The following is a 16,322-nucleotide window of genomic DNA, read 5'->3' on the forward strand; positions in this document are numbered from 1 at the left end:
AATCACGCGCCCCTTAGAGCAAGGAGGCTCTTATGCAAAACCCCAACGAAGGCTACGACGAGCACGCCGCGGCCCTGCTGCCAACCCTGCAATACCTCATGAACAATGAAACAGCGCTCGCCGGCCTGACGCCGGAAACGCTGTTCATCAACGGTATCGACCCACACAGCGGTGTGGTGATCGATTCGAATACGTTGCTCCATGCAACGGTCATTTGCGTCATCGAGCGCAACCCGCCCGAGCATGGCCCACAACACGAACATGCCGGCGTATTCACCGTCGCCCACTCATTCCAAGACGAACACCGTGTCGACGCCTCGTTCACCACCCAGGACTTCTGGCACATGGTGCAACAGGCCTACGACACCGTTCCGGCATGACTGAGGGCGCCAGCCATGAACGACGACCTCGAACTGAGCACCGCCACTGAACAGGACACCCTCGAGCAAACACTGGCGAGGCGCCTGGACGAAGCGCTGGCAGACGCCGGCGTGCCGTACCCGGCCAGCAGCCTGTACGTTAATTCGGTCGACAACCTGCGCGACCAGGTTGTAAGCCAGTCCAGCAACTTTGTGGCGTACGCGGCGGCCGCCGCCCAGGCGCACAACTCGCTGACCTGGAACGGCGAGCAGGATATCGGCGTGTTCCTGGCGCCCGACACCTTTGATTACGCCCAGCGCGCCGATACCGAAGCGTTCAACGTCGGCCGCTTCTTCGAACTGGCCAACGACGTGCTCGACACCCTTTAACCGGCCAGCGCGGCGTCGATGGCCTGGGTCACCTCCGGTGCATCGGGTTCGGTGCGCGGCGAGAACCTCGCCAGTACCTGGCCGTCGCGGCCGATCAGAAACTTCTCGAAATTCCAGGTGATGTCGCCGGCAAAGGCGGCATCATCGCCGGCCAGCAACGCGTAGAGCGGCGCGCGGCTGGCGCCGTTCACCTCCACCTTCGCCGCCAGCGGGAAGGTCACCGCGTAATTCACGCTGCAAAAGCTCTGGATGTCCTGGGCGCTGCCGGGCTCTTGCCCACCAAACTGGTTGCACGGCACCCCCAGCACGCTGAACCCTTGCGCCTGGTAGCGCTGATGGAGGTTTTCCAGCGCCGCGTATTGGGGGGTCAAGCCGCACTTGGAGGCTACGTTCACCACCAGCACCACCTCACCCTTGAACCGTTCCAGCGGCAGTGGCGCGCCGTCCAGCGCGTGCAGTTTCAGATCATGGAACCCGGGCATGGCGCCCTCCTTAACGTTTGGAAATAAAAAAAGCGCCCCTCCTTACGGAGCAGGCGCCTTTTTGGACCGTGCGGCAGGCCGCATGCTCAATCAGTGGTGGTGGCCACCTTCGCCGTGCACGTGGCCGTGGGCGATTTCTTCCTGGCTGGCGTCACGCACGCTGACCACCTTGACCTTGAAGTTCAGGCGCTGACCCGCCAGCGGGTGGTTGCCGTCGACGGTCACGTCGTCGCCGTCGAGGTCACGGATGGTGACGATTTGCATCTGGCCATCGGGTGCCGAGGCGTGGAACTGCATGCCCACTTCCAGCTCGTCGACGCCTTCGAACATGCTCCGGCTCAGGGTGCTGACCAGCTCGGCGCTGTAGTCGCCGTAGGCGTCTTCCGGCTCGATGGCAACGTTCAGTTCGTCGTCGGCCTGCTTGCCTTCGAGGGCCTTTTCCAGGCCGGGGATGATGTTGCCCGCGCCGTGCAGGTACACCAAGGGCGCACCGCCGGCGGAGCTGTCGATGACCTCACCAGCATCGTTGGTGAGGGTATAGTCGATGGAGACAGCCTTGTTGGCGGCAATCAGCATGGGGTAAGACCTTTTGCATGAGGATGTGGAAAGCACAAGTGTAAACAAGCCTTCGGGCGAATGCGAACCGCAACCGCCGGTGGTGATCACCGGCTTCGCCCAGGACGCCCACGGCGACTGGTTCGCGCAGCTCTCTTGCGGGCACACCCAACACCTGCGCCATGCGCCGCCCTGGCAGTTGCGCGGCTGGGTGCTCGAGCCCGCCAAGCGCGCCCGGCGCATCGGTACGCCCTTTACCTGCGGTTGGTGCGCGCAAGGGGCAAGCCGCGTTACTCTTGGGCAACGGTGAGCGGCCGGCCAACAGGCCGCCACCGGCCCTGCACTCATCGAGAGCGTGTACATGCAGACCTTTTTCCTCGCGCCGACCGATTTCGGCGTAGGCCTGACCTCCATCAGCCTGGGGCTGGTGCGTGCCTTGCAACGCGCCGGCCTGCAGGTTGGCTTTTTCAAACCGGTGGCCCAGCCCCACCCCGGCGATACCGGCCCGGAGCGCTCCAGCGAACTGATCGCCCGCACCCATGGCTTGAAGCCCCCTCAACCGCTGAGCCTGGGCCATGTGGAGCGGATGCTCGGCGACGGCCAGCTCGATGAACTGCTCGAGCAGATCGTCAGCCTCTACCAGCAGGCCAGCGCCGGCCTCGACGTACTGATCGTCGAGGGCATGGTGCCCACCCGCCAGGCCAGCTACGCCGCGCGGGTGAACCAGCACTTGGCCAAAAGCATGGACGCCGACGTGATCCTCGTCTCGGCCCCGGAGAGCGAAGCGCTGGCCGAGTTGTCTGGCCGGGTAGAGCTGCAAGCGCGCCTGTTCGGCGGCCCGCGTGACCCAAAAGTGCTCGGCGTGATCCTCAACAAGGTGCGCACCGAGCAAGGCCTGGAGAGCTTCGCCAAAAGCCTGCGCGAGCACTCGCCATTGCTGCGCGGCGGTGAGTTCCGCCTGCTCGGTTGCATCCCCTACCAGGAAGACCTCAACGCCCCGCGCACCCGCGACGTGGCCGAGCTGCTCGGCGCCCAGGTGCTCAACGCCGGGGACTACGAACAACGGCGCATGGCGCGGATCATCATCTGCGCGCGCACGGTGGTGAACACCGTGCCACTGCTCAAGCCCGGCGTGCTGGTAGTGACCCCCGGTGACCGTGACGACATCATCCTCGCGGTCAGCCTGGCCACGCTCAACGGCGTGCCACTGGCGGGGCTGCTGCTCACCAGCGATTCGATGCCCGACCCGCGCATCCTCGACCTTTGCCAGGGCGCGCTGCAGGCCGGCCTGCCGGTGCTGTCGGTGAGCACCGGCTCGTACGACACCGCCACCCGGCTGAACCAACTGAACCGTGAAATCCCCATCGACGACCGCGAGCGCGCCGAGACCATCACCGACTTCGTCGCCGGGCACCTCGATGCGCGTTGGCTCGAACAGCACTGCGGCACCCCGCGCGAGCTGCGGCTGACCCCGGCGGTGTTCCGCTATCAGTTGATCCAGCGCGCCCAGCAGGCCGACAAACGCATCGTGCTGCCCGAAGGCAACGAGCCGCTGACCATCCAGGCCGCGGCCCAATGCCAGGCCCGTGGCATCGCCCGCTGTGTGCTGCTGGCCAAGCCAGAGGAGGTGCAGGCGGTGGCCCGCGCCCAGGGTATCGAGCTGCCACCCGGCCTGGAAATCCTCGACCCCGACGCGATCCGCGCGCGCTACGTGGCGCCGATGGTGCAACTGCGGCGCAGCAAGAACCTCAACGAGCCGATGGCCGAGCAACAGCTCGAAGACCCGGTGGTGATCGCCACCATGATGCTAGCGCTGGATGAAGTCGACGGGCTGGTGTCGGGGCTGGTGCACTCCACCGCCAATACCATTCGCCCGGCGCTGCAGTTGATCAAGACCGCACCGGGCTGGAACCTGGTGTCTTCGGTGTTTTTCATGCTGTTCCCCGACCAGGTGCTGGTGTACGGCGACTGCGTGATGAACCCCCACCCCGACGCCCAGGAACTGGCCGAGATCGCCCTGCAGAGCGCGGACTCCGCGCAAGCCTTCGGCATCGCGCCGCGGGTGGCGATGCTCAGTTACTCCAGCGGCCAGACCGCCGGCGAAGAGGTAGAAAAGGTGCGCGAAGCCACGCAATTGGCGCGCGAGGCGCAGCGTGGCTTGCAGATCGACGGCCCCTTGCAGTACGACGCCGCCAGCAACCAGCAGGTGGCCCGGCAATTGGCGCCCGACAGCGAAGTGGCCGGGCGCGCCACGGTGTTCGTGTTCCCCGACCTGAACAGCGGCAACACCACCCACAAGGCGGTGCAGCGCAGCGCCGATTGCGTGAGCGTGGGGCCGATGCTGCAGGGCCTGCGCAAGCCAGTCAACGACCTGCCGCGCGGCGCGCAGGTCGAAGACATCGTCTACACCATCGCCCTGACCGCCATCCAGGCCAGCCGGGTGGTGGAGTTGTAGGCCGGCGGTTTACTGCTGCTGGGCCGGCGCCTGGTACTGCTGGCCGGGGATCGGCTTGAGGTTGACCTCGACGCGGCGGTTCTGCGCCCGGCCGTTAGCGTCGGCGTTGCTCGCCACCGGTTGGTCCGGGCCCATGCCGCGCACGCCCAGGCGGCTGCCATCTACCCCTTGCGAGGTGAGGTAGGTGGCCACGGCCTGGGCACGGGCCTGCGACAGGTCCATGTTGTGCTGGCGGGCGCCGGTGCTGTCGGTGAAGCCGACGATCTCGATGGTGTTCTCGTTGAACTGCTTGAACGAGGTGGCGAGGTTGTTCAGCGGCGCATAGAAGCTCGGCGCGATGGCCGAGGAATCGGTGCCGAAGGTGATGTTGCCGGGCATGATCAGTTTGATCTGGTCACCTTGGCGCTGCACCTCTACCCCGGTGTTGGCCATGCTGGCGCGCAGTTGGGCTTCCTGGCGGTCGGCGTAGTAGCCATAACCGGCGGCGGCGCCACCGGCGACCACGGCGCCGATCAGCGCGCCCTTGCCACGGTTGTTGTGGTCGATGGCGGCACCGGCCACGGCCCCGGCCAACGCGCCCAGGCCGCCGTATTTGGCGGTGCGGCTCATGCCCTGCGAACCTTGCCCCTCCTGCGCCTGCCCCTGGTTGCTGTAGGGGTTGGGCTGGTTGGCGCAGCCAGCCAGTACAGTGGCGGCAACGGTGGCGAGAATCAAACGGCGTGCGGTGAACATCTCAAGGCTCCTGTCAAAGCGGTTGGGGATACAGGGGTCGCGATAATGAGCCATTGGAACACTGAAAGCCCTTGAAATTCAGTGACAAAAACTTTAGCCCTGGGCACCGCCCCCGGCGCCCTTCACTCGATACCGAGTGCTACGCCCGCCACCGGGCAGCCGTTCGATACAGCCCTTCTCCAGCAAGGCCGCCAGATGCCGGGTGGCCGTGGCCTTGGCTACCTTCGCCACGGCCTGGTATTGCGAAGCATTGATGCCCTCTTCGAAGCCCGCCGGGCCGCCATCGAGCAGGCGGTTGAGCACCTTGACCTGCTCTGGCAACAGCCCTTGGTGGCGATGCGACTGCCAGAACCGTGCCTTGTGCAACACCCGTTCGATCCGCGCCAGGCCCCCTTCGAGGCTGCGCTGCAGGGTGATGAGAAACCACTCCAGCCAGGCAGTGATGTCCAGGCCGCCCTTTTGGCTGCGCTCCAGTATCCGGTAATAGCCGCCGCGATCATCGAGGATGCTTGCGGCCATGGCGTACAGGCGGATCGCCTGGCCGTCGGCCTGGGCCAGCGCGAGGTCAGTGAGGGCGCGGGTCAGGCGGCCATTGCCGTCGTCGAACGGGTGCAGGGTGACGAACCAGAAATGCGCGATGCCCGCGCGCAGCAGAGGGTCCAGGGTGGCGTCTGCGCGGCTGGCGGCAAACCACTGTAAAAACTGCTCGACCTGTTGCTCCAGCCCCTCCCGGGGTGGCGCCTGAAAATGCACCGTAGGCCGGTCGAGCCGGCCAGACACCACCTGCATGGGCTCATCGCCCCGCCAAGTGCCTACTCGCGGCGCCGCCAGCATCGAGGCCGGCTCGGCAAACAGGCATTGGTGCCAGGCAAACAAGCGCTCGCGGGTGAGCGCGGCGCCAGGGTTGCCGGTGGCATCGAGCATCAATTCAGCCAGGCCTTCGCTGCGCGGGCTGGGCTTGCCTTCATCGCTCAGCCCCAACCGCCGCGCCAGCGACGAGCGCACCGAACTGGCACTGAGCGGCTCATCTTCAATGGCCGAAGAGGTGATGATGTTCTGCAGCAAGGCATCGAGGCTCAGCCCGGCTTCAGTCTCGCCCGCCAACCCGGCCATCCCCAGCAACCGCCCCTGCAACTGGGTGCAGGCCCTCAGCAACGCCGCCAACGGCCCGGCCTGCCAGGTAAAACCCGGCCACTGCGGTTGTTGCCAGATCCAGCGTGGCTCGCTCATGTCAGCCCCCTCGGCAGTGCGTGAGCCGAATAACCCGGCTATTCGGCTCACATAATGAGCCGAATATACCGCCTATTCGGCTCACCGCCCACCTCAGTACTGCACGCCCTGGGTCAGCCCACCATCGACGAGAAAATTGCAACCGGTGGTAAAGCTGGCCGCGGCGCTGGCCAGAAACAGCGCCGCGTTGGCCACTTCTTGCGGGCGGGCCATGCGCCCCATGGGGTTGGCGGCCAGGCACTGGGCGAACAGCTCCGGGCTGTCGCGCTCGATGCTGCCCCACACGCCCTCCGGGAAATACACGTTGCCCGGCGACACCGTATTGACCCGAATGCCGTCGCCGGCATGCCGCGCCGAGAGGGTTTTGCCGTAGTGGATCAACGCCGCCTTGAGCACGCCATAGGGCTCGGCGAAGCGGTCCACTTCGCGCCCGGACACGCTGGAGATCAACACCACCGCCCCGGCCGGCGAGCGCTTGAGGTACGGCAGCGCGGCGTTGAAGAAACTCACCGTGCCGAGCAGGTCGGTGTCGAACGCCCGGCGCCAGGTGGCCAGGTCGCCGCCACCGGCCAGGGCGCTGACGTTCGGCACGATGATGTCTACACCGCCCAGGCGCTCGGCGCTGGCCTCGACCCAGGCGGCCATCTGCGCCGGGTCGGTCACATCCACGGCCTGGCCGAACACCGCGCCGGCCAAGGCGGCTTCGGTGGCGCGCACGCCCGCCTCGCCGCGGGCACAAAACGCCACCCGCGCGCCCTCGGCGGCGAACGCCTCGACGATGGCCCGGCCGATGCCGCGCGAACCGCCGCTGACCAATACCCGTGCCTGTTTCAATTGAAGGTCCATAGTGGCTCCTGAGTTGCCGCGAAGAAACGATTCAGGGCACTCTAAACAGCGAACCCACCCTGGGCAGCCCCCTGCCCCACGCCCGTGCCGAAAGTTCGGCAGGGCCGAACGGAGCGCCCCCATGGCTACCCTGCAGTCGGTCGAACGCACCCTGCACCTGCTTGAAACCCTCGCCGAGCAAGGCGGCAACGCGCGCCTGGGCGAGTTGGCCAGCGCCTGCGGGCTGAGCAAAAGCACTGCCCACGGCATGCTCGATACGCTGGTGGCGCTGGGCTATGTGAGCCGCGAAGGTAGCCGCTACACCCTGGGCCTGCGCGTGCAGGCCTTGGCCGGCCCAGCCGAGGCGCCAGCGCGGCGCCTGCGTGAAGGCTTCGCGCCGGCCCTCGCGGCCTTCACTGAACTGACCGGGCAGCGTTGCGTGCTGGCGGTGCCGGGCGGCAGCCGCGCTTACCTCACCCTCGATGGGCTGGACGGCGACGGCCAGCGCTGGCTCCCGCCAGCGGATGCGCAGCGCGATGCCCTCGCCACCTCCGCGGTGGGCCAGGTGTTCCTCGCCCACGACCCCAACCTGTTACGCCGCCTGCGCCGCGAGGCCGCCCAGCCATTGGCCATGGAGCCGCGCCTGGGCGAAATCAGCCGCCAGGGTTACGCCCTCGACCTGGGCGCCTCGCGCCAGGGCCTGCATTGTTTCGCCCTGCCGCTGCGGGTGCGTGGCCAGGTGGTGGCGGCGCTCGGCGCGCAAGGCTCGGCCCAGCAACTGGCACCGGCCCGGCTGCAACGGCTGGCGCGGCGGGCGATGCGCGAACTGTTCGAGCTGATCAGCTGCTAAGCAGTTCGGCATAGCGCGGCAAGTCGATATTCCCGCCGCTGATGATCACCCCCACGCGCTTGCCGCGCCACTGCTCGGCCACCCCGCGCAGGGCGGCCAGGCCCAGGCAGCCGGTGGGTTCGACGACCATCTTCATGCGCTCGGCGAAAAACCGCATGCCCTGCACCAGCTCATCGTCGCTGGCGGTGAGGATGCCGTTCACCTGCTGTTGGATGATCGCGAAGGTGTACTGCCCCAGGTACTGGGTTTGCGCGCCATCGGCCAGGGTTTGCGGGGTGGCGATGCGCACGATGCGCCCAGCCGCGAGGGATTGCTGGCCGTCGTTGCCGGCCTCGGGCTCAACCCCGTAGAGGCTGCAGGCCGGCGCCAGCGCGCGGGTCGCCAGCGCGCTGCCAGAGAGCAGCCCACCCCCGCCCAGGGGCACGAACAACGCATCGAGCGGGCCTACCTCTTCGAACAGCTCCTTGGCCGCGGTGCCCTGGCCACTGAGCACATCGGGGTGGTCGTAGGGTGGCACCAGGGTCATGCCGCGTTCTTCAGCCAGGGCGCGGCCGAGGGCTTCGCGGTCTTCACGGTAGCGGTCATAGGTGATCACCTCGGCGCCATAGCCACGGGTGGCGGCCAGCTTGGCCGCGGGGGCGTCGGCGGGCATCACGATGGCCGCCGGGATACCCAGAATGCGCGCCGCCAGGGCGATGCCCTGGGCGTGGTTGCCGGAGGAGAACGCCACCACACCGCGCTCACGCTGGCCCGCGTCGAAACGCGCCAGGGTGTTGAAGGCGCCGCGAAACTTGAACGCGCCCATGCGCTGGAAGTTCTCGCACTTGAAGAACACCTCGGCGCCCAGGGCGTGGTCCAGCGTGCGCGAGGTCAGCACCGGGGTACGATGGGCGTGGCCTTCGAGGCGCTGGGCGGCGGCTTGAACGTCGGCATAGGTGGGCAAGGCAATCATGGCGAAGGCTCCTGGTCGAGGGGTTGGGTACGTAGCCAGTCTTCGCGGCGCAGCTCCCAGGTTTCCTGGAGCATCTCACCGGCCACGAAACGCCCGGGCTCGGTGCGCACGCAGCGCATGCCTTCACGCACCGACACGCGCTTGGAGGCCAGGTTGGCTTCGGCCTTGGGCACGTGCATCAGCGGCCGCTGCAGCGTCACGAACCAATAATGGTTGATCACCTGGCAGGCCTCGCGCATATAGCCCTGGCCCTGCCAGGCCGGCGCCAGCCAAAAGCCCCGGTGGTTGCCGGGGTGCTCGTACAGGCCAATGCTACCGATGCACTGCGCCGGCGCCTGGCGCAGGCGGATCATCCAGTGGCGCTCTTCGCCGCGCGCGCTGGCAGGCAAGGCGTGGTCGCGCACAAAAGTCAGCGCGCCGTCGGCCGGGTACGGCCAGGGCACGTTGTGGTTGAGGTAGCGCACCACCTCCCAATGGGGGAACAACTGCTGGATGGCCGCGGCATCGGCCAGTTGCAGCGGGGTGAGCAACAGGCGCTGGGTGGTGAAGGTTGGCAAGGCGTCCATGGCTGGCAAACCGGCTAACGTGAATGGCCCACCATACTGACCGATTTTGCCGCGCCGCGGCCAGCCCACGCCGTGCGGCCGGCGCCGGCTTGGTGTTAAATAGCGCGCTAAGGTTGTTACACCGCACGCTCAATACGGGTTTCTCCCATGCTCGAAGTCACCGAAGTGTCCATCGCCCAACTGCGGGCCGCCCTGGAAGCCGGCCACACCACCGCCGTCGAGTTGGTGCAGGCTTATTTCGAACGCATCGACGCCTACGACGGCCCCGCCACCGCCACCGCCCTCAACGCCGTGGTGGTGCGCAACCCCGACGCGCTGGCCGAGGCGCGGGCCGCCGATGCGCGCCGGGCCAACGGTGAAACCCTGGGCCCGCTCGATGGCATCCCCTACACCGCCAAGGACAGCTACCTGGTCAAGGGCCTGACCGCCGCCTCCGGCAGCCCGGCGTTCGCCCACCTGGTGGCGCAGCGCGACGCCTTCACCATCGAACGCCTGCGCGCCGCCGGGGCGATCTGCCTGGGCAAGACCAACATGCCACCCATGGCCAACGGCGGCATGCAGCGCGGTGTGTATGGCCGCGCCGAAAGCCCGTACAACGCCGGCTACCTGACCGCGCCGTTCGCCTCGGGCTCGTCCAACGGCGCTGGCACCGCCACCGCGGCCAGCTTCGCCGCCTTTGGCCTGGCCGAAGAAACCTGGTCGAGCGGGCGCGGCCCGGCCTCGAACAACGGGCTGTGCGCCTACACGCCGTCGCGCGGGGTGATCTCGGTGCGCGGCAACTGGCCACTGACGCCGACCATGGACGTGGTGGTGCCCTATGCGCGGACCATGGCCGACCTGCTCGAAGTGCTCGAGGTGGTGGTGGCCGATGACCCTGACACCCGTGGCGACCTCTGGCGCCTGCAACCCTGGGTGCCGATCCCGAAGGCCTCCGAGGTGCGCCCGGCGCATTACCCGGCGCTGGCCGCCGGGCCCAAGGCACTGGCCGGGCAGCGCCTGGGCGTGCCGCGCATGTACATCAACGCCGACCCCGCCGCCGGCACCGCCGAAGCCCCCGGCATCGGCGGCCCGACCGGCCAGCGCATTGCCACCCGGGCCTCGGTGATCGCCCTCTGGAAGCAGGCGCGGATGGCCCTGGAGGCCGCTGGCGCGGAGGTGATCGAGGTGGACTTCCCGCTGGTGTCGAACTGCGAAGGCGACCGCCCCGGCGCGCCGACGGTGTTCAACCGCGGGCTGGTCAGCCCGGCGTTTCTTCACGATGAACTGTGGGGCCTGAGCGCCTGGGCCTTCGACGACTTCTTGCGCGCCAACAACGACCCGGCGCTGAACCGCCTGGCCGACGCCGACGGGCCGCGGATCTTCCCCCACGACCCTGGCACCTTGCCCAACCGCGAGGGTGACCTGGCCGCCGGCATGGACGAGTACGTGAAGATGGCCCAGCGCGGCATCACCCCCTGGGAGCAGATCGCCACCCTGCCCGACGGCCTGCGCGGCCTGGAGCACACCCGCCGGCTCGACCTCGAAGACTGGATGCAGCAGCAGCGCCTGGACGCGGTGATCTTCCCCACCGTGGCCGATGTAGCCCCGGCCAGCGCCGACGTTGACCCGGCCGCCGCCGACATCGCCTGGAGCAACGGCGTTTGGGTGGCCAACGGCAACCTCGCCATCCGCCACCTGGGCGTGCCCACGGTCACCGTGCCGATGGGGGTGATGGCCGACCTCGGCATGCCGGTGGGCCTGACCTTCGCCGGCCAGGCCTACAGCGACTCACGCCTGCTGCGCCTGGCCTCGGCCTTCGAAGCCACCGGCAACCAGCGGATGATCCCACCGCGTACGCCGCCCCTGCATCGGCGGCCGTGAGGCCGGTTGTGGCGTAATGTTGTTCACTTAGGCCATCAGAGCGCTCAATTGAGGGGGAAAAGCGCTGATTACTTCAGGTGGTTTTACTGAGCGCATGACCTGACTGGCCCTTCGCCCGGCACAGCCGGCCTCCCACCAAGATTTGTGTGGTCCTTGATTTCCTAGGCTACACAGAACCCGTGGGAGGCCGGCTGTGCCGGGCGAGGGGCCAACCGCAGCAACCCCTACAACCCGTCGAGCAAACCGTCCTGGCGCAGCAGGTCGACGATGACCTGCTCATCCACGGCGTAAACCCCGCGTGACGCCTTCCACACCAGCTTCTTGTCCTGCAGCGCCAGCAGTGCCTGCTGAATGCCGGAAATATCAGTCTTGGCATCCGCTGCGGCCGCGCCGGCCGACTCCATCGCACGCCCGTAGAGTGCCTGGGTCTGGGCCTCAAAGGGGGCGTAGTCATCTCCCTTGGCCGCCAAGACTCGCAATACCGCACCCTGAATCGGGGTCAGGCTATGGATCACCTTGCGCAGGTTACCGGCGAATTCGGCCGCCTGCGCCTTGACCAGCGCCTCGAAACGCGAGGGCACCTCTTCGGGTGCCAAGGTCATGTCGAAGCGAATTTCGTCGGCGGCCGCGCCCAACAGTTCTGGCCGGTGGCCGCAGGCTTCGAACAACGCGAAGACTTCATCGGGTACCAGGGCCACCGGCAGCTCGACCTCGGCACAGAACCACTGGATGTAATCCCGCCCCAGCGTAGGAAACGGCACCATCGCCTTGTTCGCGGGTGATGGCGTGCTGCGCCTCATCGATGATCAGCACGAGGGGCTTCTTCAACTCATCAGACAGCACCGCGAGCGCCTGAGACGTGACACATCCTTACCTAGGCCTCGAGCGCCAGGCGTAGATCTTCCCGCGCAAAGGTGGATTTGCCGGTGCGCCTGGGGGCGGACAAGAACACACCCGAACCCATACAGGCCTAGGTGAGGGAATTACAGAGAATTATTAGAAATTATTATTTTTTATGAGAGCACCTCATACCACCCCCAACGCCGCCGCCTCGACCACTACCCTCACCCGCCGCAACACCCCCTCCAGTGCCTCCATAGCGACCGAACCCAGCGCCAGGCGCAGCGCCCGGGGCACCTGGGGCCCCACGGCGAAGGGCTCGGCGGTGGCCACGGCGATGCCCTCGCGCAGCAGCGCCATGGCCACTTGATCGGCGCGGGCGTCTTCGGCCAGGGGCAGCCAGATGAAGTACCCCGCCGGATGGCCGAGGTACGCCAGGCCGTCGAACACCGCCCGGGCAATTCGCTGGCGGGCCTGGGCGTCTGCGCGCTTGTGCGCTTCAAGCCGGGCGACGCTGCCGTCTTCAAGCCAAGCGCAGGCGATGGCAGTGAGCACCCCGGGGGCGTTCCAGGTGGTGGCGCGGACCATCCGCTCCAGCGCCGGCACCCACTGCGCCGGCGCCGCCACAAAGCCGATGCGCAGCCCCGTGGCGACGCTCTTGGACAGCCCGCTCACATACAGCGTGCGCTCCGGCGCCAGTTGCGCCAGCGGCGCCGGTGGCTGTTGCGCCAGGTAGGCATAGGCGGCGTCTTCGATCAGGGCCAGGTCGTGTTCGCGGGCCAGCGCCACCAGTTGCATGCGCGCTGCCAGTGGCATCACCCAGCCCAGCGGGTTGTGCAGGGTCGGCATGCAGTACAGCGCCCGCACCGGCCGGCCGCGGCAAGCCTGGGCCAGGGCGTTGAGGTCGGGCCCGTGGGCGCCAGCGGGGATCGCCAGCACCTCCAGCCCCAACGCCTGGGCCAGCACCTTGAAGCCGGAGTAGGTCAGCGCGTCGGCCGCCACCACATCGCCGGCGCGCAGGCGGCTCATCAGGCTGATCGCCAGGCCGTGCTGGGCACCGTTGCTGATCACCACCTGTTCAGCCTGCGCCGGCACCCCGTGGCCGCGCAGGTAGCGCGCCACCGTGGCACGCTCACTGGGGCGCCCGGCGTGGGGCTGGTAGCGCAGCAAGGCTTCGAGGTCGCCGGCCGCGGCCAACTGGCGCAGGGCCGCGCGCAGTTGCTCGGCCTGGCCGGGCAAGGTGGGGTAATTGAAGTTGAGGTCGGCCATGCCCTGAGGGACGGTTTGCTGCTCGATGCCCAACCCCGGCGGCAGGGCCAGCTCGCGCACGAAGGTGCCACGGCCGGTTTCGCCACTGACCAAGCCCATGGCTTCCAGCTCGGCGTACACCCGGCTGGCGGTGGCCAGCGCCAGGCCCTGCTCGGCCGCCAGTTGGCGGTGGGTCGGCAGGCGCGTGCCAGGCGCCAGGGCACCGCTGCGAATCGCTGCTTTGAAGTGGTCGACCACCTGTTTGTAGCGGGCCTTGGCCATGGTTGTATCCAGTACAATTTTTTGATTGTACTGATACTGCGCCCCACACTGGCCGCCAGGCAAGGCCACCAACAGGCGTTATTCAGATGGCACGCGGCACACACATTCAACTCGGCCACAGCGCCCAGGGCTGGCTCAACGGCTTGATCGGGGTGGTGATTTTCAGCGGTTCGCTGCCGGCCACGCGGCTGGCGGTGCAGGCCTTCGACCCGCTGTTCCTGACCTGCGCGCGGGCCACCCTGGCCGGCGTGCTCGGCGCGTTGTTGCTGGTGCTGTTCAAGCCTACTCGCCCCCAGGGCCGGCAGTGGGCCTCGCTGCTGACCGTGGCCTTGGGCGTGGTGCTGGGCTTCCCGCTGCTCACCGCGCTGGCGCTGCAGTCGGTCACCTCGGCCCATTCGATCGTTTGGCTGGGCTTGCTGCCGCTGGCCACCGCGGTGTTCGCGGTGCTGCGCGGCGGTGAGCGGCCGCGGCTGGCGTTCTGGTGTTTTTCCCTGCTGGGCAGCCTTTGTGTGGTGGGCTTCGCCGCCGCCCAGGGGCTGCAGGCCTCGGCCCGCGGCGATGCGCTGATGCTGCTGGCGATCATCGTCTGTGGCCTGGGTTACGCTGAGGGCGCGCGGCTGTCGCGCAGCCTCGGCGGCTGGCAGGTGATTTGCTGGGCGTTGCTGCTGGCCTGGCCGCTGATGGCGGCGCTGGCGGCTTGGCGGCTGCCGGCCAGCTTCAGCGCGGTAGGCCTGCCGGCCTGGCTCAGCCTGGGCTATGTAGCGCTGTTCAGCATGCTGCTGGGCTTTGTGTTCTGGTACCGCGGGCTGGCCTTGGGCGGGATTGCCGCGGTGGGGCAGTTGCAGCTGTTGCAGCCCTTTTTTGGCCTGCTGCTGGCGGCGGCCCTGCTCGGTGAACAGGTGACCGCCAGCATGCTCGGCGCCACCGCCGCGGTGGTGCTGTGCGTGGCCGCGGCGCGGCGTTTCTCCCGTTAAAGCTCGCGGGCCCAGCCACGTAACACGAACTTCTGCACCTTGCCGGTGGAGGTTTTCGGCAAGGCCTTGAATACCACGGTTTTCGGCACCTTGAAGCCCGCCATGTGCTCGCGGCAAAACTGGATGATCGCGGCGGCGTCAACCTCCGCCGCGCCGTCCTTGAGGGTGACGAAGGCGCACGGGGTTTCCCCCCATTTTTCGTCCGGGCGTGCCACCACGGCGGCCTCGAGCACCGCCGGGTGGCGGTACAGCACGCTTTCTACCTCGATGGTGGAGATGTTCTCGCCGCCCGAAATGATGATGTCCTTGAGCCGGTCGCGCACCTCGATATAGCCGTCGGCGTGCCACACCGCCAGGTCGCCGGTGTGGAACCAGCCGCCCTCGAAGGCTTCGGCGGTGGCCGCCGGGTTGGCCAGGTAGCCTTTCATCACCGTGTTGCCACGCATGAAGATCTCACCCAGGGTTTGCCCGTCTTGCGGCACCGGCACGCCGGTTTGGCCGTCGGCCACGCACAGGCCGTCGAGGGTGTGATACCGCACGCCCTGGCGTGCCTTGAGGCGGGCGCGCTCGTCGGCCGGCTCAGCGTTCCAGGCGTCATGCCAGGCACACACGGTGACCGGGCCGTAGGTTTCGGTCAGGCCGTAGGCGTGGGTCACGTTCACGTTCAGCGCTTCGACCGAGGCGATCACCCGCGCCGGTGGCGCGGCGCCGGCGGTCATCACCTGCACCGGGTGGGCGAACGGCGCGCAGCCCGGTAGGTTGGCCAGCGCGTTGAGCACCACCGGCGCGCCACAGAAGTGGCTGACGCCATGTTCGCGGATCAGCGCCGCCACCCGCGCGGGCTCGACCTTGCGCAGGAACACATGGGTGCCGGCCAGGGCGGTGACCGTCCACGGGTAGCACCAGCCGTTGCAGTGGAACATCGGCAGCGTCCACAGGTACACCGGGTGGTGCCCCATGGCCCAGGCCATTTGGTTGCCAATGGCGTTGAGGTAGGCGCCGCGGTGGTGGTACACCACGCCCTTGGGGTTGCCGGTGGTGCCAGAGGTGTAGTTGAGCGAAATCGCCTGCCATTCATCCGCCGGCCAGGCCCAGGCGAACTCAGGGTCACCGGCGGCCAGCAGGGTGTCGTAGTCCAGTTCGCCCAGCGGCTGGCCGGGGCCGTCGTATTCAGCGTCGGCCACGGCAATCACCACCGGCGGCTGTTGCAACCGCGCCAGCGCCGCGGCAATCACCTCGCTGAACTCGGCATCGACCAGCACCACCCGCGCCTGGCCGTGGCCGAGCATGTAGGCGATGGCTTCGGCGTCGAGGCGCACATTGAGGGTGTTGAGCACCGCGCCGAGCATCGGCACGGCAAAGTGTGCCTCGAGCATCGCCGGGATGTTCGGCAACATCGCCGCCACGGTATCGCCCTCGCCCACCCCGAGCCGGGCCAGCGCCGAGGCCAGGCGCCGGCAGCGGCTGTAGGTTTCAGCCCAGTTGCGGCGCAGGGCGCCGTGCACCACCGCGGTGTGCTGGGGGTACACCTGGGCGCTGCGTTCGATAAAGCTCAACGGGGTCAGGGCCACGTGGTTGACGGCGGCACGGGGCAGGCTTTGCGGGTCTTCGTGGGCCATTGTTATTAGCTCTTATGGTCGGGGTGCACTCAAGTGTAGGCAAGAATGTTCCGGCCCTTCGCCCGGCGCAGCCTGCCTCACGGGGATAAAACGGGGCTTGGGC

Annotated in this window: 17 protein-coding genes; 7 read left to right on the plus strand and 10 right to left on the minus strand. The window is 67.8% G+C overall.

What is annotated here, in order from left to right; all coding sequences use genetic code 11:
• Positions 1–32: 32 nt before the first annotated feature.
• Complete coding sequence (locus ACFZCE_RS00850) at positions 33–380, plus strand: hypothetical protein (RefSeq protein ID WP_390935192.1); 348 nt, start codon at positions 33–35, stop codon at positions 378–380.
• A gap of 15 nt (positions 381–395) precedes the next feature.
• Positions 396–749: a hypothetical protein gene (locus ACFZCE_RS00855; protein WP_390935194.1), complete on the plus strand. Its 354-nt coding sequence runs from the start codon at positions 396–398 to the stop codon at positions 747–749.
• Here the strand turns inward: ACFZCE_RS00855 and ACFZCE_RS00860 are convergent.
• Positions 746–1,231, minus strand: coding sequence for a glutathione peroxidase (locus ACFZCE_RS00860; RefSeq protein WP_390935196.1), 486 nt, complete (start codon positions 1,229–1,231; stop codon positions 746–748). The two genes, ACFZCE_RS00855 and ACFZCE_RS00860, sit on opposite strands and share 4 nt — an antisense overlap.
• Before the next feature lie 90 nt (positions 1,232–1,321).
• Positions 1,322–1,807, minus strand: coding sequence for an FKBP-type peptidyl-prolyl cis-trans isomerase (locus ACFZCE_RS00865; protein WP_390935198.1), 486 nt, complete (start codon positions 1,805–1,807; stop codon positions 1,322–1,324).
• Between the two features lie 13 nt (positions 1,808–1,820).
• Here ACFZCE_RS00865 and ACFZCE_RS00870 point away from each other — a divergent pair, with 13 nt between their 5' ends.
• Together ACFZCE_RS00870 and pta are read left to right on the plus strand one after the other, a co-directional pair.
• Entirely contained in the window at positions 1,821–2,096 is a 276-nt protein-coding gene (locus ACFZCE_RS00870; protein WP_390935200.1) for a DUF3565 domain-containing protein, read from the plus strand.
• 51 nt (positions 2,097–2,147) lie between these two features.
• The gene (gene pta / locus ACFZCE_RS00875; protein WP_390935202.1) at positions 2,148–4,241 is read left to right on the plus strand and encodes a phosphate acetyltransferase; all 2,094 of its coding nucleotides are present in this window, start codon (positions 2,148–2,150) and stop codon (positions 4,239–4,241) included.
• Between the two features lie 9 nt (positions 4,242–4,250).
• On the opposite strand, the gene ACFZCE_RS00880 is transcribed toward pta, so the two are convergent.
• The 3 genes from ACFZCE_RS00880 to ACFZCE_RS00890 all read right to left on the minus strand — a co-directional run bounded on the left by ACFZCE_RS00880 (position 4,251) and on the right by ACFZCE_RS00890 (position 7,049).
• Positions 4,251–4,973 carry an OmpA family protein gene (locus ACFZCE_RS00880; RefSeq protein WP_390935204.1) on the minus strand — a complete coding sequence of 241 codons (723 nt, stop codon included), beginning with the start codon at positions 4,971–4,973 and terminating at the stop codon, positions 4,251–4,253.
• 93 nt (positions 4,974–5,066) lie between these two features.
• Positions 5,067–6,203, minus strand: coding sequence for a DUF4172 domain-containing protein (locus tag ACFZCE_RS00885; protein WP_390935206.1), 1,137 nt, complete (start codon positions 6,201–6,203; stop codon positions 5,067–5,069).
• A 93-nt stretch (positions 6,204–6,296) separates the two neighbouring features.
• Entirely contained in the window at positions 6,297–7,049 is a 753-nt protein-coding gene (locus ACFZCE_RS00890; RefSeq protein WP_390935208.1) for an SDR family oxidoreductase, read from the minus strand.
• 121 nt (positions 7,050–7,170) lie between these two features.
• Here ACFZCE_RS00890 and ACFZCE_RS00895 point away from each other — a divergent pair, with 121 nt between their 5' ends.
• Complete coding sequence (locus ACFZCE_RS00895) at positions 7,171–7,878, plus strand: helix-turn-helix domain-containing protein (RefSeq protein ID WP_390935210.1); 708 nt, start codon at positions 7,171–7,173, stop codon at positions 7,876–7,878.
• On the opposite strand, the gene ACFZCE_RS00900 is transcribed toward ACFZCE_RS00895, so the two are convergent.
• Together ACFZCE_RS00900 and ACFZCE_RS00905 are read right to left on the minus strand one after the other, a co-directional pair.
• A complete protein-coding gene (locus tag ACFZCE_RS00900; RefSeq protein ID WP_390935212.1) occupies positions 7,868–8,830 on the minus strand; it encodes a threo-3-hydroxy-L-aspartate ammonia-lyase in 963 nt (320 codons plus the stop codon). The two genes, ACFZCE_RS00895 and ACFZCE_RS00900, sit on opposite strands and share 11 nt — an antisense overlap.
• Entirely contained in the window at positions 8,827–9,396 is a 570-nt protein-coding gene (locus ACFZCE_RS00905; RefSeq protein WP_390935214.1) for a GNAT family N-acetyltransferase, read from the minus strand. Before ACFZCE_RS00905 ends, ACFZCE_RS00900 begins: the two co-directional genes overlap by 4 nt.
• Before the next feature lie 147 nt (positions 9,397–9,543).
• On the opposite strand from ACFZCE_RS00905, the gene ACFZCE_RS00910 reads away from it, so the two are divergent.
• A complete protein-coding gene (locus ACFZCE_RS00910) occupies positions 9,544–11,256 on the plus strand; it encodes an amidase (protein WP_390935216.1) in 1,713 nt (570 codons plus the stop codon).
• A gap of 224 nt (positions 11,257–11,480) precedes the next feature.
• Here ACFZCE_RS00910 and ACFZCE_RS00915 read toward each other — a convergent pair whose 3' ends face one another.
• Together ACFZCE_RS00915 and ACFZCE_RS00920 are read right to left on the minus strand one after the other, a co-directional pair.
• The gene (locus tag ACFZCE_RS00915) at positions 11,481–12,017 is read right to left on the minus strand and encodes a hypothetical protein (RefSeq protein ID WP_390935218.1); all 537 of its coding nucleotides are present in this window, start codon (positions 12,015–12,017) and stop codon (positions 11,481–11,483) included.
• 265 nt (positions 12,018–12,282) lie between these two features.
• Positions 12,283–13,626 (minus strand): aminotransferase class I/II-fold pyridoxal phosphate-dependent enzyme, encoded by a 1,344-nt coding sequence (locus ACFZCE_RS00920; protein WP_390935220.1) that lies wholly within the window; start codon positions 13,624–13,626, stop codon positions 12,283–12,285.
• Positions 13,627–13,712: 86 nt separating this feature from the next.
• Here ACFZCE_RS00920 and ACFZCE_RS00925 point away from each other — a divergent pair, with 86 nt between their 5' ends.
• Positions 13,713–14,600 (plus strand): EamA family transporter, encoded by an 888-nt coding sequence (locus ACFZCE_RS00925; protein ID WP_390935222.1) that lies wholly within the window; start codon positions 13,713–13,715, stop codon positions 14,598–14,600.
• Here the strand turns inward: ACFZCE_RS00925 and ACFZCE_RS00930 are convergent.
• Positions 14,597–16,219 (minus strand): AMP-binding protein, encoded by a 1,623-nt coding sequence (locus ACFZCE_RS00930; protein ID WP_390935223.1) that lies wholly within the window; start codon positions 16,217–16,219, stop codon positions 14,597–14,599. The two genes, ACFZCE_RS00925 and ACFZCE_RS00930, sit on opposite strands and share 4 nt — an antisense overlap.
• Positions 16,220–16,322 lie beyond the last annotated feature (103 nt).

Origin of the sequence: Pseudomonas sp. NPDC007930, assembly GCF_042958985.1 — a bacterium.
Taxonomy (GTDB): Bacteria; Pseudomonadota; Gammaproteobacteria; order Pseudomonadales; family Pseudomonadaceae; genus Aquipseudomonas.